Here is a 15,493-nt window from a genome sequence, read left to right as displayed (position 1 = left end):
GGGCTGACGTGGCCGGTGGAGGGCTCGACGGCACCGGCGGGGTGGGTGGAGGGCTTGGCGGGGCTGACGTGGCTGGTGGAGGGCTTGGCGGCACCGGCGCAGTGGGTGGAGGGCTCGGCGGGGCTGACGCGACCGGTGGAGGGCTCGGCGGGGCCGACGTGGCCGGTGGAGGGTTCCGCGGCGCTGACGCGGTCGTGCCCGCGGTGCTGTTGGCGGGACAGTTGCTTGTCCTGCTCCTCTCGGGCGCGTTCACCGACGGGACGCCCGTGTTCACGTTCGCGGGTGCGCCCTGGGAAGCCGGGGCCCCGGGGGCGGGCAGCGGCGCCTCGGGGAGCGCCCCGGGTGGTGCGGCCGGATGGCAGGCGCTGTTGGGCGTCCTCGCGGTGGCCGTGGTCGCGGTCGTCCTGACGGGGCGCCGCAGGGCGCCGGTGCCGGTGTTCGCCGTCGCCCTCGTCGCCGACGGCGTGACGGAGGCGCTGCTGCCGCAGACGGTGGTGACGCCCGGGCCGGCCTGCGCGCTGTGGATCGCCCTGTTCTCCCTCGCCACCCACGACTCCGCGCGCCGCGCGCTCGGCGCCGCCGCCCTCGCCACCGCCGTCCTTCCGCTGCGCGGGATCCCGCTGCCCGGCATCGAGGACCCGGCACCGGGGCCACTGCTCGACGACCTCCTCGCGGGCGCCCTGCTGCACCTGGCGATCGTGCTCTGCGGACGCCTGCGCCACCACCGCACCGCCCGCCGTACGCGGCTCCTCGCCCGCCTCGCCGAAGTGGAGCGCGAACGCCGTGCCGCGGTCGCCGCCGAACGCGAACGCCTGGCCCGCGATCTGCACGACGCCGTCGGCCACCATCTGACCGGCGTCGCCGTGCAGAGCGCCGCCGCTCTCCGCCTCGCCGCCGCCCGCCCCGAACTGGCCGCTCCCGCCCTGGCCGCGGCCACCGCGTCCGGCCGCGATGTCCTCGCCGCCCTGGGGCGCCTGGTGTCCGTCGTGGGCGACGAGACGCCCGACGCCCCGCCCCACGAGTCCGTTCCACACCTGTGCGCGGGCCTGGAACGCCTCGGCCTCCCCGTCACCCTCACCGCCGAGGGCCGCCCACGCCCCCTGCCGGGCGAGACCTCCGTCGCCGCGTACCGCATCGTCCAGGAATCCCTGACGAACGCCATGCGGTACGCGGCGGGCGCGCCCGTAGCGGTGTCCCTGGGCCATGAGCCGGGTGCCGAAGGGGAGTTGCGGATCACGGTGGTCAACGGGCGACCGCCGACACCGGAGAAGACTGCCGCCCCGTGCGGGCCGTTGGGCACGGGACGGGGGCTCGTGGGGATGCGGGAGCGGGCCGAAGGGGTGGGGGGACGGCTGGCCGCGGGGCCGACGGACGACGGGGGCTGGGCGGTCGAGGCGGCCCTCCCCGTCCCCGGGCCCCGCCCGCGGGCCCGCGCCCGGATCGCGGACGCGGCGGCGTCCGTACTGTGCGTGGTGCTGCCCCTGCTGCTGTCCACCACCCCGCCGAACGCCGTCCTCCGGGAGCCGACGCCACGTCACCTCAGCTTGCTCGCCGCCCTGTTGACGCTCCACGCGGCGCCCCTCCTCGTCCGTCGGCGTGCGCCCGCCACGGCCTTGGCCGCCCTGCTCACGACGTCCCTCGCCTGGTCGGCCGCGTGCTCCGCGGGGCTGCTCGACTTCGCCCTGCTCGGCCCGCTCGCCTTCGCGTGGACGGCGGAGCTGATCGCCCTGTACGCGGCCGGGGCGTACGGCCCTGCCCGCGCGACGTGGCCCGCGCCGGTGGCGGTCGGCCTGGTCGGCGGCCTCGCGGTGGGCCTCGCGGTGGCGGGCGACCCCGCGGAGTCGGCGGGCCCCGGCGCGGTGCCGCTGCTCGCGGCCCTCGGGCTCGCCGCGGTGCCCTGGCTGCTGCCGGTGTGGGCGCTCGGCCTGCTGGCCCGTGCCCGGCGCGGCGAGGGCGGCCCCTGGGAGCGGCGACTGCTCGACGCCGTCGCCGCACGGGTCGGCGATGCGGTGACGGGCGAACGGCGGCGCGTCGCCACGGGCCTGCACGCGACGGTCGTCGCCCACACGGTGGCGCTGGTACGCCGGGCAGAGGAGGGCCTGGCCCCGGCCGCCGACCCGCAAAAGGCCCTCGCCGCGACCACGGAGGCGGCTCGCGCGGCCCTGGCGGGCCTGCGGGAGTTGCTGGACGCGCTGGAGGACCCGGGGGTGAGGGCGCCGCGCCACCCCTGAAAGGGCAGAAGTGAAAGGGAAGAAGCCTGAAGGAAGCGGACGGACGAAGGAAGCGGACGGACGAAGGAAGCGGACGGATCAAGGAAACGGACGGACGAAAGAAACGGACGGATGAAGGGTTCAGGCACATGACGGAGGTGGGCGTATGACGGTGCGGGTGCTCGTGGTGGACGATCAGGCCGTGGTCCGTGCCGGTTTCGCCGCCGTCATCGACGGCGAGCCGGACCTGGCCGTGGCGGGCCAGGCCGCGGACGGCGGTGAAGCCGTCGAGCTGGCGCGGACGAGCCGCCCGGACGTGGTCCTCATGGACATCCGCATGCCGGGCACGGACGGTCTCACGGCGACGCGCCTGCTGACCGAGATGGACCCGCCCGTACGCGTCCTCGTGCTCACCACGTACCGCCGTGACGAGTACGTCTTCACGGCGCTGCGCGGCGGCGCGTCCGGATTCCTGCTGAAGGACTGTGACCCGCAGGAACTGGTCGACGCCATCCGCACGGTGGCCGCGGGCGAGGCACTCCTGGCCCCCGAGATCACCCGCCGCCTCATCGACGCCTTCGCCACCGGCGCCATCGCCCCGAGGGCCCGCCCCGACGGCCGTCTGGACGCCCTGACCGGCCGCGAGCGCGACGTCCTGCGCGAGGTGGCACGCGGCCTCAGCAACACCGAGATCGCCGCGTCCCTCGGCATCGGCCGCGCCACGGTCAAGTCCCATATGAACGCCCTGCTCACCAAGTTGTCCCTGCGGGACCGCGCACAGGCGATCATCTTCGCGTACGAGGTGGGGCTCGCGAGCCCGGGGGAGCGGTGAGGGGCGCGCCCCGAGCCCACCGGCCGCGGGCGATCGGTTACCGGGGCAGGACCACCACCCCCTTGAACGCGAGCGGGATCGTGATCACCGTCCATACGGTCACGGCCATGGCGACGTAGTAGAGGTGCGACTTCTTCTGCCGGATGACGGTGATCATGTCGCGCAGTTCACGGCGGCGACGGCGGGACTTCTTGAACACCTCGCGCTGGGCCTGCCGCATGAGCGAGATCCGGATGCGCGTCACCGTGAAGTGCCACATCACGGTGCGCTCCTCCTCCAGGCCGCAGGCGGACAGGAAGATGTACAGCCATTCGACGGTCGGGAGCTGGGTGCCGCCGAGCACCTGCGTGAACGTGGTGTCGGAGATGTGGTAATGCTTGCGGCTGCGCGCCTCGAGCTCCTGGATCGACAGGCCCTTGTCGGTGACGAGTTCGTTCATCAGCTCGATGACGTCTTCCGGCGTCGTGCACAGGGCGAGCGCGGTGTGCATGTGGTCCGCCGACGTGACGGAGCTGACGCGCTTGTCGCGGCGCTCGCATTCCCGGGCCTCCTGGACGAGGGACAGCAGGCCGACCGGCTGCGGCGGTACGGCCGGAGCCGACGGGGGAGCGGGCTCGGGCGTCCGCCGCAGGAGGGCGGTCAGCCGGGGCAACTGATGCTCGCCGGTGTCCTCCGAGGAACTCGACGTGCCCTTCATGTCCCGTCGGGCGGCCCGGTGCGCCCGCCGCCACCGCTCCATGTCGCCGGTGTAACCGCACCCCATGACGAACGCCTCGACAAGTTCCAACGAGGGCACCTTCTTGCCCGCGGTCGCGCCCGAGATCGCCGCGGTGGAGTAGCCCGACACCTTCGCGAGCTGGCTGATGGTCAGGTTGCTGTCCTTGCGCAACGTGCGCATGTCGATCGCGAGGGACTTCAACGACAGGGGAACGTCGGTGGGGATTTCCTTCTCAGGACGCGCCACGGCCCTGCTCCTTCCGCTGGTTCGGTAGCTGCTGGTCAGCGGGCGCCGCGGCCCTGGTCCCCGGCCCCCCGGTCAGGCCGGGCGCGGCGCTCCACGCGCCGGCGTGCCGCACGCTCCCGCCGGCGGTGGCTCGCCTGTTGAGGCGACAACGATGTCCGCCCGCAAGGAAGTTGAAGGCACAACGGGTGACCTATCCAGAGGGGTTCGCCGACCGGTCAACTGTGAGCGCAACCGATCTGGAACGATCGCGTCTGTCATGGAAGCCGGGCCGCGACCACAGCCCCGCGCAAACGAGCCATTCATAGGTCATGCGCAGCGCGAAGAAATCCAGCCGCCGTGCACGTGAACAACATCCGAGCGGGACCCATACGTGCGGGAACACGCCAGGTCACAGGTGAAACAATGCATAAAAGCGCCTGGTTGGGAGTTGTTCACGAGTTACAAAGGATCTACGATGCGGGGAGATGAATGAGCCTTATGGCTCCATGAACTCCCCTTGGTGCGCAACCATGGGGACACCGGCTGGTCCCAGACCGGCCCCATCCGAGGCGGCAACTCACTGGCGTGGGTGCGACCTTGGACTGCGCCCCCCGCTGCAACGGGGGGCCAGATACTTCCGCTCAGGACGAGCGATGAACGATCGGCGGCCCGTGGAGCGCCGCCGAAGGCGTGAAGAACGCGACGGCCCGGAAGTCCGCCCCCGCGCAACTGGTGTGACCCATTCCACTCACGCTCCGCTTGCGGCCAACCCCAGGTCGTCAAGCGTCCACCGAGCCTCACAACGCAGCCCCGGCACCGACGGATCCGGCCGCGTACGGCCGGATCCGTCGGGCGCGGAGCCGGGCACTAGTCCCTGCGGTACTGCGCAGCCGACCCCTTGGTGCCCTCGTCCTCGTACGAGCCGACCTTGCCGCGGTCCACGTGGAACTTCGTCAGCGTGGTCACGGGGGAGTTCGGGTCGCGGCGGTCGCCGATGACGCGCATGTGGGTGGTGAAGCGCCGAGGTGTCACCTCGTACACGTCATAGCCGTACCGGTTGCCCTCGAAGTACTTCAGGTGCGGGTTGGCCTTGCCCATGAGGGGGCCGTTGGCGGAGTTCCACTCGGGCGAGTAGGCGCCGGAGGTCACCGAGTGGGCGGTGAACTCCGTGCCGACCAGGGGTGAGTCGGGCTGGTCGAAGTCGGTGCGGACGTCGTCGACGAACGCCGAGTGCCAGTCGCCGGTGATGACGACGAGGTCCTCGAGACCGCTCTTGTGCACGTGCCCGAGTACCTCCTTGCGCTCGGCGAGGAAGCCGTCCCACTGGTCGGTGAACATGTACGAGCCGCCCGGCCTGCCCCGCAACTGGCTCAGCATGATCGAGTTGGCCCACACGTGCCAGGAGTCCGGGGCGCGGTCGACGGTGCGCTTGAGCCAGGCCTTCTGCTCGGCGCCGAGGATCGTGCCGTCGGGCAGGTTCTGCGCGGAGCGGTACGAGCGCAGGTCGAGGATGCTGAGTTCCAGGAGGTCGCCCCAGCGGCGTACCCGGTGGATCTCGGGGTCGGGCAGGGCCATGCCGCCGAAGGAGTCGCGGTGCGGCATGTGCTCGAACCACGCCTGGTAGGCGGCCGCGCGGCGGCGCATGAACGGGGCGCCGCCCCCGGTGCCGCTGTAGTCGTTGACCACCTCGTGGTCGTCCCAGGTCAGGAACCACGGATGGGCGGCGTGCGCCTCGCGCAGCGACTTGTCGCCCTTGTACAGGGCGTGCCGCTTGCGGTAGTCGCCGAGGGAAAGGATCTCAGGACCGTCGTGGTCGCGTACGTGCTTCTCGGGTACGCCGCCGACCTGGCCGTGCTCGTAGATGTAGTCGCCGAGGTGGATGACGAAGTCCACGTTCTCGTGGGCGATGCCGCGGTGCGCGGCGTAGAAACCGTCGTGGAAGGCCTGGCAGTTGGCGGCGGCGAAGGTGACCTTGGAGACCCGGCCGCGCGGCGCGGTCTTCGTCCGGCCGACGCGGCTGGTCCTGCCGAGCGCCTTGAACGCGTACCAGTAGTGGCGGCCGGGCGCCAGACCGCTCACCGGCACGTGCACGCTGTGGCCGAGCGTCGCCGAGGCGGGCGCGGTGCCGCGGGCGACGACGTGCCGCAGCCGGGAGTCCCTGGCGACGACCCAGTCGACCTCCACGACCTCGGGGAGTCTCTGCTCGGCGGCGAGGGGCTCGGGCGCGAGTCTGGTCCACAGGAGCACCGAGTGCGGCTGTGGATCACCGGAGGCCACACCGAGCGTGAAGGGCGCCCGGTCGTACTCGGCGCCCAGGCGCTCGGCCGCCGCACGGGCCTGCGCGGGGGTGAGTCCCGCGGTCAGCGGCCAGGCGAGGTTCAGCGCACCTGCGGCCGCTGCGGCCTTCAGCAGATCGCGGCGGTTGACGGTCATCGGTGGCCTCCGTCGGCGCTGAGGGTGAGGGAGAGGGCGTCCGCGTAACCGTCGTTGGACGTGCCGCCGCCGCTGCGGGTGAAGACGAGGAGCAGCCGCGCCGAGCGGGCGGTGGGCGGCACCGCGGCCTCGGCGGTGCGCTCGAGGAGACCCGTGCGGCCCTCCCGGTCCCCGGCGCCGACGGGGCCGAGCACGCTCAGGGCGACCGGTGTGCCCTTGGCGTCGCGGAACTCCACGGAGAACCGGGCACCGTCCTCCTGCCCGGCATAGCCCCCGAGCCAGGCGGACAGGGTGTAGCGCACCCGCCCCGCGTCGACCGCCCTGCGCCCGGTCCGGCCGGTCCTCGGCAGGGTGATGTCCTGCACCAGGGCGGTGCGCGCGCTGTTGCCGCCCGCGAAGAAGCGGCTGCCGCGCCGGGCCGGGCCGGGGTCCGACGGGGTCGGGTAGCCGCCGCCCAGGCTGTAGGCGATGAGCGCCGGGGCTCCCTGGGCGACCTGCCAGCCGCGGACCTCGGTGACGGGGTCGGCGGTGCCGCCCGCCCCGCTCTCCGCGTCGCCGTTGACGACCAGATTCACGCACGCCTCCTGTGATCGTTGGGTTGAGCGCGGTCAGCCCACCAGCCGCATGTGAACCAGGAGAAGCATTCCGGCGAATTCTGTTACGTCCGCACCCGACCCGTGCCGCCGGGGCGGAGCCCTTGTCGTCGGCTGTCGTCCGGTAGGCCTGTTGTCCCCTGCGAAACCTGTGAGCCCGGACAAATCCCGATGTCCTGTCAACCTCCCCGGTTCTCCGCGCCTCCTTAAGGTCAACGGCCCTCGCTGACTGACCACCTGACCAGAGGGCCGGGGACAAGGAGGGGAACTGTGCGGACGCACAGATGGAGAAATGTCGCTCTTGCGACGGGTATGGCCGGAGTTCTCGCGGCCACGGGAGCCACGGCCATGGCGGAAGCCGGCGCCCCGGACGCACCGGCCCAAGCACCCGACCTGCGCGCCGACGTGAACCGGGACGGCAGCGTCGACGTCGAGGGCACGAGCGACTCGGCGGGCGAGAACACCTGGACGGCGCGGCGCGGCGCGATCGTGCTGCCGAACGTCGACGACGACGCGAAGCGCTGTCCGGTCAAGGACGCCCGGGGCAGGCCCCTGTCGGACGCGAAGCTGGCCCGGTGCAACGACGCCTCCGACACCAAGGTCAACGGTGCGCGGGACGCGGCCGATCTGGCCCGCCTGAAGACCGTGCCGCTGGCGGGGACCCCGGCGGGCAGCCACGGCACCGTCAAGGCGATCGGCACCGGCGCCGAGAAGGCCCGTCTGTTCATCAAGCGTGCTGGACGCTGGTCCCTGCTGCGGCCCGCCGACCGGCTTTCCGCCACCGAGCTGCGCGCCGGTGTCGAACTCGGCGTCGAGGCCACGGACGTGGTGCGCGACGCGCGGAAGTGGAACGGCGAGGTGAAGGTCCGGCTCACCGTCACCGGCGGCGGCACGCCCCGCTCCGACGACGTCGTGCTGCGCACCGCTCCCGTCCTCACCCACCATCATCTGCAGCGTGCCGAGGAAGTCCTCGTCACCAAGGTGAAGGGCGCCGGAGCCTACGGCCGTGACCAGCGCAAGTTCGTCAAGGCGCTAGCCAAGCAGGTGAAGGACGCAGGCATCGGCAAGCCGCTGACGACCTTCACCGAGTACGGCGATCCGTGGGCGCAGGACTTCGTCGAGCCGGCCTACGCGAGCATGCCGGGCCCTGGCGGCAAACAGCGCACGATGCGGGTCATGATCCGCTCCGCGCAGCCCGACAGGGACGCGGGCCGTGAGCTGTTCGAGAAACTGCGCGGCCCGGACGTGGGCGTGGTGCAGGTCGGCAAGCCCGCGGCGAACGAGGAGTGGACGCTCAACTCCATGGGCAACCTGGAGACCATTCCGCCCTACACCCTGAACGGCAAGAGCTACCCGGCGGGCCGCATCATCCAGGGCTACCGGGCCGACTCCGGTTCCAAGCCCGCCAAGTCGATGCGGACGTTTCTGTCCTCGCAGGGTGTGCAGGCGCCGCTGCTGCTCGACACGTCGTGGCTTTCGGTCGGGCACGTGGACGAGTTCGTCCAGTTCCTGCCCGCCGACACCGAGCGCGGCTGGCGCATCGGCGTCGCCGACCCGGCCGCCGGGGTGGAGCTCCTCCGCAAGGCACAGCGGGACGGGCACGGCGGGACGAAGATGTTCTCCGTACCGAGCGGCAGCGACGTTCCCGCGCCCAAGGAGACCATCGACCAGGTGCTCGCCAAGGCCTCGTTCCACGCCGACAACAAGGTGGCGGCCGAGCGCATCAAGGCCAACCTGGACATCCTCAAGCGCGAGACCGGCGTCACCGACGCGGAGATAGTCAGGGTGCCCGGCCTGTACACGCGGGACTCCGACGCGCGCGAAGACCTCAGCGGCAGCCGCAAGCTGCGCCGCATGGGCCCCGAAAACCTGGAGAGGTTCAGCCAGTTGCGCGGCGCCGACGAGGCGCGCGGCGGCCGGGACTCCGCGGGCGGTGCCGGGGGCGCCGCCGCCGTCCGGCCGAACAGCGCCTACGTCCCCGGCGCGGTCAACGGCGTCCTGCTGAGCCCGACCCGCTATCTGGCACCCAAGCAGTGGGGCCCTGTCATCGGCGGCCGGGACATCTTCACCGAGGCGGTGAACTCCGTGTACGCCAAGGCGGGGTTCACCACGACCTACATCGACGACTGGTACACGTACCACCTCGGCATGGGTGAGGTGCACTGCGGCACCAACACGCTGCGGGACGCCCGCGCGCCGTGGTGGCCCACGGCGTAACCCCCGACGGGCGGGACCGGTGCGCCATGACGGGCCCCGGTCCCGCCTCTGCCCTGGGCGAGTCCGCCGTCTGCCCTGGGCGAATCTGCCGCAAGCCGAGAAACCGGCTCCGGCGCCGTCGGCGGCCCCACAGTGGACCGAGCGGACCGCACGAGCGGTCCGGCCGATCGCTCCACGACGAGGAGGCCGTGCGATGACACCGCCGCACACCGACTGGGCGCCGCCGCGCGCCGCCGACGGGGACACCCCCGCCACCCGCTTCGACGACCAACTGGCCTCCCACCTGCTCGGCCAGCGCATCGTGTTCCTCGGCACCCAGGTCGACGAGGTGTCGGCGAACCGGGTCTGCGCCCAGCTCCTGCTGCTCTCCGCCGAGGACCCCCGCACCGACATCAGCCTCTACATCAACAGCCCCGGCGGCTCGGTGCACGCCGGTCTCGCCATCTACGACACGATGCAGCTCATCCCCAACGACGTCGCCACCCTCGCGATGGGCTTCGCCGCGAGCATGGGCCAGTTCCTGCTGACCGTCGGCGCCCCGGGCAAACGGCACGCGCTGCCGAACGCGCGCATCATGATGCACCAGCCGTCGGCGGGCGTCGGCGGCACCACCGCCGACATCGCGATCCAGGCGGAGAACCTGGAGTTCACCAAGCGCTCCATCGAGCGGCTCACCGCCGAACACACCGGGCAGACCCCGGAGACCATCGCGCGCGACGGCGACAGGGACCGCTGGTTCACCGCCGCACAGGCCAAGGAGTACGGCATGGTCGACCATGTGGTCACCTCCCTGCCCGACGTCAGGCCAGCCGCGTCGAAGCGACGGATGGGACTGTAGAGATGGCTCAGTACACGATTCCGACCGTCGTCGAGCGCACCCCGCAGGGCGAGCGTGCCTACGACATCTACAGCCGCCTGCTGTCCGAGCGGATCATCTTCCTCGGCACCGAGATCGACGACGGCGTCGCCAACGTCGTCATCGCCCAGCTCCTCCACCTGGAGTCGTCCGCGCCGGAACACGAGATCGCCCTGTACATCAACTCGCCCGGCGGCTCGGTCACTTCCCTGATGGCCATCTACGACACCATGACCTTCGTCGGCGCGCCCATCTCGACGTTCTGCGTCGGCCAGGCCGCCTCGACCGCGGCCGTGCTGCTCGCGGGCGGCGACCCCGGACGGCGGTTCGTCCTGGAGCACGCCCGGGTGCTGCTCGGGCAGCCGGCGAGCGGCGGGCAGCAGGGGACCGTGTCGGACCTGAGCCTGCACGCCAAGGAGATGGTGCGCATCCGCGCCCAGGTGGAGGAGGTCCTGGCCCGCCACACCCACCACGACGTGGCGACGCTGCGGGCGGACACCGACCGCGACAAGGTGTTCACCGCGCACGAGGCGGTCGCGTACGGCCTCGCCGACGAGGTCGTCAGCCGCCGGCGCGCGACCCTGGGCTGAGCCCCGCGGCCGCCGTGTACCGGGCGACGACCGGCCCCAGGCAGTCGGCCCGGTCGGCGCCGGGTCCGCCGAGGCGCGCGAGTCCGGCCAGGGAGCCGACGAACGCGATCCGGTCCAGCTCCGGTTCGCGGCCCCGGGCCTGCTCGGCGGACGTCAGGTCCGCGAACCGCTCGCGCAGCAGCGCCGCAGGTCGGCACGGGGCGAGGAACAGGACGCCCGCGCTCCCGTACGCGCCGCGCGCCACGCCCCACAGGGCCAGCTCGTCGGGGAGGTGTACGACGCCGGTCTCCTCGGCCAGTTCCCGGGCGGCGTTCCGGCGCAGCGCCGCCAGGTCGAGAGGCAGGCCGTCCACCGGCGGTTCGACGGCTCCGCCCGGCAGTTGCCAGCGCCCCGCCGCGGCCGTCGACGCCGCCATCCGGCCCACGAGCAGCCGCCCGTCAGGGGTCGGCTGGAGCACGTCGGTGTAGAGGGAGGCCACACACGCGGTGGCGCCGGGGACACGGCGCAGGCCGTAGCGGCGGTACGTCGTCCTGACCCAGGTCAGGACGAGGCCGTCCGGCCCGTCCCGGGTCAGCCCCGCGCACGCCGCCACCGGACCGTCGAAGAGAAGCGGGTTGGCCCGGACCACCAGGTCCCAGATCCGGTCCATGGCCACCCGCTCCCCGGACGGCACCGGCGGCACGGCGGCCTCGACGAGGCGAATCCGGCGTACGTCCAGGAGCTCGGTGCTGGGCGGGTACGGGTCCTGCGTGGAGGTGCTGGGCGGGTACGGGTCCTGCGCGGAGGCGTCGGGCGGGCACGGGTCCCGCCCGGAGGCGCCGGGCGTACCCCCTGCCCGCTCGGAGGCGCCGGACGGGCACGGGGTCTGCGCCGAGGCGCCGGACGGACACGGATCCCAAGTGGAGGCTCCGGACGGGCACGGGTCCCGCCCGGAGGCGCCGGGCGGGCAGGGGTCCCGCTCGGAGGCGCCGGGCGTACCCCTTGCCCGCTCGGAGGCACCGGACAGGCACGGGTCCCGCCCAGAGGTGCCGGGCGGGACCACCTAGGCGGCGAGCCGCAGTTGGGCCCGGTGTGCTCCGCCCCGGCCCGTGGCGGAGCGCGACGGTGTGAGGGGCGCGGCGGCGAGGGGAGTGGTGACCGTCGACACCGCGCGCTGTCGCACCGGCGTGGCGGGCGCCGCCGCGGCACCGCGGGCGCGCGGGCGGCGCAGGGCGAGCAGCAGGTCACCGTGGGCAAGCGCCAGCAGGTCCGCGAGATCGAGGCCGAGTGCGGCGGCCGCCGCGGCGAGCACCTCCGAGGACGCCTCCTTGCGGCCGCGCTCGACCTCGGAGAGATACGGCACCGAGATCCGCGCGGCGTCCGCGACGTCCTTCAGCGTCCGCTCCTGGGCGCGGCGTTCACGCCGCAGGACGTTCCCGACGAGGTCACGCCAGAGGGGCTGTCTGGGAGCGGGCGCGGTGGCCGGGGCCGCCGCCGGCGCGGAGGCCCGCGGGGCCGGTCGCAGAGGGATGACGCGGGCGGCCCGGCCTCCCGTGGGCGGAAGGTCCGTGGGCTCGGCCTCGGCAGGGCTCGGGTTCGTCGCGTGGCTGCTCACCGCTTCAGAATAGGAGCGGTGATCGCTGCGTGGTCGGCGTTCTGCCGACGGCGTAGCGCGTTCTGCCGACGGCGGATCGGAACCCGCGCGCCCCCCTCGGGGCGGAAACTCCCGAGGCGGAAACTCCCGGGGCGAAAACCCCCGGGGCGGAAACCCCCGGGGCGGAAACCCCCGGGTGGGGAACCTCTTCGATTCCCCCGCACGTTGAAGCGGTTGGCGCACCGGCGCCCCCGGCGCCCTCGTACGGGGACGGCGTACCCGACCCGACCAGGAGGCCCGCGTGCAGCACGGCACCCGGTCGGCACGCCTGGCCGCGTCCCTGCTCTCGGCCGTCGTCGCCGTCCTCGCGTTCGCCGTGCCCTCCCGCGCGGCGACCACGGCCACCGCCGGTCCCACGGCAGCCCACACCTGGGCGGCCGCGACAGCCGACCGGCACAGCGGCGCCGCCCCCACGACAGGGGCCCCTGGCGGGCAGCGGCAGACGGCCCACGGCCCGCACACCTCGTACGGCAAGGACGGGCACCGCGCGGTCCACGCGACCGCCGCGCACCCGCTCCTCCTCCAGATCCCGCACCCCCCGGGCCCCGGCACCGCGGGCACCGGCGCGCACCACGTGCCGCACCGCTCCCTCGGTGGCCCCGACGCCCGACTCCACCTCACCACGCCGTCCACACGGTTCGCGGACGCCGCTCCCGAGCCGCGCGGCCCCCCGTTCCGACGGAGCTGATCCCACCTCACCGGACGCCGCCACCGACCTTCGCGCGCCGTCCGCCTTCGTCATGCCTTCTTCGTGAAGGTCGCGAATGACGTGAATGTCATTGCTTCGTGGAACTCGTGGATGTGGAGAACTCCCATGCCCCGCGCACCTCTGTGGCGGGCGCTCGTCGCGCTCGTCGCCGTCGCCGCCGCGCTGTACATCGCCCTCACCCAGTCGCCCCGCCTGGGCCTCGACCTGCGGGGCGGCACCCAGATCGTGCTGGAGACCAAGGACTCACCCACCGTCGATGCCGACGCCGACGCCACCCGCAGGGCCGTGGAGGTCCTGCGGCAGCGCGTCGACGCCCTCGGCGTGTCCGAACCGAGCCTCGCGCAGGCCGGTGACCGCAGGATCATCGTGGAGCTGCCGGGGGTGCGGGACCCCAAGGAGGCCTCCGAAGTGATCGGCCGTACCGCGCAGCTCACGGTGCACCCGGTGCGGGACGAGACCGACCGTGAGGGCCCCGCACGGCCCGCGGCCGACGGCTCCCGCACCCTGCCCGACCCCGACCGCCCCGGCGGGCACCTGGTGCTCGGGCCGACCGTGCTCACCGGCGACGGCGTCAAGAACGCCGACGCGGTCCTCGACCAGCAGTCCCTGAACGGCTGGTACGTGACGCTCGACTTCCGCGGCAAGGCGGGCGGCGACTGGGCCGACGTCACCGGCGAGGCGGCGTGCGCACCGCAGGGTTCGCCCGAGCGCCGGGTCGCCATCGTGCTCGACGGCAAGGTCGTCTCGGCGCCCGGGGTGAACGCCGACGTGGCGTGCGGGACCGGCATCACCGGCGGCACCACCCAGATCACCGGCGGCTTCGACGAGGACGAGGCCCGCGACCTGGCCGCGCTCGTCAAGGGCGGCGCCCTGCCCGTGCCCGTCGACGTCGTCGAGCAGCGCACCGTCGGCCCCACGCTCGGCGCCGACGCCATCGCGGCGAGCACCCAGGCCGCCCTCATCGGCCTTGCCCTGACCGCGCTGTTCATCACCGTCGTCTACCGCCTGCTCGGCGCCATCGCCACCGTCGCGCTCGCGCTGTACGGGCTCATGTCGTACGCGGTCCTGGTGGCGATCGGTGCCACGCTGACGCTGCCGGGTCTCGCCGGGTTCGTGCTCGCGATCGGCATGGCGGTCGACGCCAACGTGCTGGTCTTCGAACGCGCCAGGGAGGAGTACCTCGGCGCGCGCGGCACCGGGAGCCTCCCCAAGTCCCTGCACACCGGCTACCGCAAGGCCTGGAGCGCCGTGCTCGACTCCAACGTCACCACGCTGCTCGCCGCGGGACTGCTCTTCACCTTCGCCACCGGCCCCGTGAAGGGCTTCGGAGTGACGCTGTCCATCGGCGTCCTGGTGTCGATGTTCTCGGCGTTCGTCGTCTCGCGCGTGCTCGCCGAGACCGCGGTGCGCCGCGGCTTCGTGCGCCGCCGCCCCCGTCTCACCGGACTCGCCGCCACCGGCCGGGTCCGCGCCCTGCTCGCGCGCCGCGAACCCGGCATCGTGCGGCACCGGCGCCGCTGGCTCGGCGCGAGCACACTCCTTGTCGCGCTGGCCGTCGCGGGCATCGTCGTCCGCGGGCTCGACCTGGGAGTGGAGTTCACCGGGGGGCGGCTCGTCGAGTACTCCACCAGCAAGCAGGTGGACGCCGACACCGCACGCGAGGCCGTCGCCGACGCCGGTTTCCCGCGCGCGGTGGTGCAGGAGTCCGGCGTGGGCGACATCAGCGTACGCACCGGTGAACTCAGCGACGCGGAACAGCAGCAGATCAAGGAGGCGCTCGCCGAGCACGGCGGCGGCCGGGTCACGGTCGAACGCGACGAACAGATCGGCCCGAGCCTCGGGGACGAACTGCGCCACAAGGCGCTCATCGCCCTCGGGATCGCCGTGGCCGCCCAACTGCTCTATCTGACCGCCCGGTTCCGCTGGACCTTTGCCTCCGCCGCCGTCGTCGCCCTGGTGCACGACGTGCTCCTGGTGGTGGGCCTGTTCGCGTGGCTCGGCAAGACGGTCGACAGCGTCTTTTTGGCCGCCGTCCTCACCGTGGTCGGCTACTCGGTCAACGACACGGTCGTCGTCTTCGACCGCATCCGTGAGGCACGCCGCCGCGATCCGATGGCGGCGCTCGCGGCCACCGCCGACAAGGCCGTCGTACGGACACTGCCACGCACCGTGAACACGGGCATGGGCGCCCTGTTCGTGCTCGCCGCACTGGCCGTGCTCGGCGGTGACTCGCTCGCGGACTTCTCGGTGGCGCTCATCGCGGGCGTCGTCCTCGGCGTGCTGTCGACGGTGTCGGTCGCGGTACCCGTCGCGGTCCTCCTGGAACACCGCAGGCCCGCGCCGCCGCGCCGCCCCGCCACCGGGGAGCGCGGCCGCAGGACGCCCGCCACCAGCCCGCTGGAAGCACGGCGGCAGCGGGGGACGGGCGCGGTCGTCTGACGCCTTACCCCTGACCCCTGACGTCCACCGATGTGACG

At 73.2% G+C, this 15,493-nt stretch carries 12 protein-coding genes; 7 read left to right on the top strand and 5 right to left on the bottom strand.

The features are described 5' to 3' along the window. Together IG78_RS43995 and IG78_RS0112310 are read left to right on the top strand one after the other, a co-directional pair. A partial coding sequence (locus tag IG78_RS43995) for a sensor histidine kinase (RefSeq protein WP_211267706.1) occupies nt 1-2,231 on the top strand: 2,231 nt, incomplete at its 5' end. A 145-nt stretch (nt 2,232-2,376) separates the two neighbouring features. Then, nucleotides 2,377-3,042, top strand: coding sequence for a response regulator (locus tag IG78_RS0112310; protein ID WP_030562143.1), 666 nt, complete (start codon nt 2,377-2,379; stop codon nt 3,040-3,042). A 37-nt stretch (nt 3,043-3,079) separates the two neighbouring features. Here the strand turns inward: IG78_RS0112310 and IG78_RS0112305 are convergent, their stop codons facing one another. The 3 genes from IG78_RS0112305 to IG78_RS0112295 form a co-directional block, all read right to left on the bottom strand. Then, nucleotides 3,080-4,006, bottom strand: coding sequence for a helix-turn-helix domain-containing protein (locus IG78_RS0112305; protein WP_030562142.1), 927 nt, complete (start codon nt 4,004-4,006; stop codon nt 3,080-3,082). An 846-nt stretch (nt 4,007-4,852) separates the two neighbouring features. Further along, nucleotides 4,853-6,418 (bottom strand): alkaline phosphatase D family protein, encoded by a 1,566-nt coding sequence (locus IG78_RS0112300; protein WP_030562141.1) that lies wholly within the window; start codon nt 6,416-6,418, stop codon nt 4,853-4,855. Continuing rightward, nucleotides 6,415-6,993, bottom strand: coding sequence for a hypothetical protein (locus tag IG78_RS0112295; RefSeq protein WP_030562140.1), 579 nt, complete (start codon nt 6,991-6,993; stop codon nt 6,415-6,417). The genes IG78_RS0112300 and IG78_RS0112295 overlap by 4 nt, the downstream gene beginning before the upstream one ends. 330 nt (nt 6,994-7,323) lie before the next feature. Here IG78_RS0112295 and IG78_RS0112290 point away from each other — a divergent pair, with 330 nt between their 5' ends. The 3 genes from IG78_RS0112290 to IG78_RS0112280 all read left to right on the top strand — a co-directional run bounded on the left by IG78_RS0112290 (nt 7,324) and on the right by IG78_RS0112280 (nt 10,674). Beyond that, nucleotides 7,324-9,228 (top strand): protein-arginine deiminase domain-containing protein, encoded by a 1,905-nt coding sequence (locus tag IG78_RS0112290; RefSeq protein WP_030562139.1) that lies wholly within the window; start codon nt 7,324-7,326, stop codon nt 9,226-9,228. Nucleotides 9,229-9,421: 193 nt separating this feature from the next. Then, complete coding sequence (locus IG78_RS0112285; protein ID WP_030562138.1) at nt 9,422-10,066, top strand: ClpP family protease; 645 nt, start codon at nt 9,422-9,424, stop codon at nt 10,064-10,066. A gap of 2 nt (nt 10,067-10,068) precedes the next feature. Then, nucleotides 10,069-10,674, top strand: coding sequence for a ClpP family protease (locus IG78_RS0112280; RefSeq protein ID WP_030562137.1), 606 nt, complete (start codon nt 10,069-10,071; stop codon nt 10,672-10,674). On the opposite strand, the gene IG78_RS0112275 is transcribed toward IG78_RS0112280, so the two are convergent. Further along, nucleotides 10,646-11,323, bottom strand: coding sequence for an NUDIX hydrolase (locus IG78_RS0112275; RefSeq protein ID WP_107054880.1), 678 nt, complete (start codon nt 11,321-11,323; stop codon nt 10,646-10,648). The genes IG78_RS0112280 and IG78_RS0112275 overlap by 29 nt on opposite strands. Before the next feature lie 393 nt (nt 11,324-11,716). After that, on the bottom strand, nt 11,717-12,184 hold the full coding sequence (locus IG78_RS45665) for a helix-turn-helix domain-containing protein (protein WP_404827678.1): 468 nt from the start codon (nt 12,182-12,184) through the stop codon (nt 11,717-11,719). A 364-nt stretch (nt 12,185-12,548) separates the two neighbouring features. Between IG78_RS45665 and IG78_RS0112265 the strand changes: the two genes are divergently transcribed. Both IG78_RS0112265 and secD read left to right on the top strand, forming a co-directional pair. Then, nucleotides 12,549-12,995, top strand: coding sequence for a hypothetical protein (locus tag IG78_RS0112265; RefSeq protein ID WP_030562134.1), 447 nt, complete (start codon nt 12,549-12,551; stop codon nt 12,993-12,995). Between the two features lie 126 nt (nt 12,996-13,121). After that, complete coding sequence (gene secD, locus IG78_RS0112260) at nt 13,122-15,455, top strand: protein translocase subunit SecD (protein ID WP_037685189.1); 2,334 nt, start codon at nt 13,122-13,124, stop codon at nt 15,453-15,455. The last annotated feature ends 38 nt before the right edge of the window (nt 15,456-15,493 follow it).

This window comes from Streptomyces aureocirculatus, assembly GCF_000720475.1.
Taxonomy (GTDB): Bacteria; Actinomycetota; Actinomycetes; order Streptomycetales; family Streptomycetaceae; genus Streptomyces; species Streptomyces aureocirculatus.
Note: the sequence above shows the minus strand (reverse complement) of the source record. Positions and strands in the feature narration are given on the sequence as shown.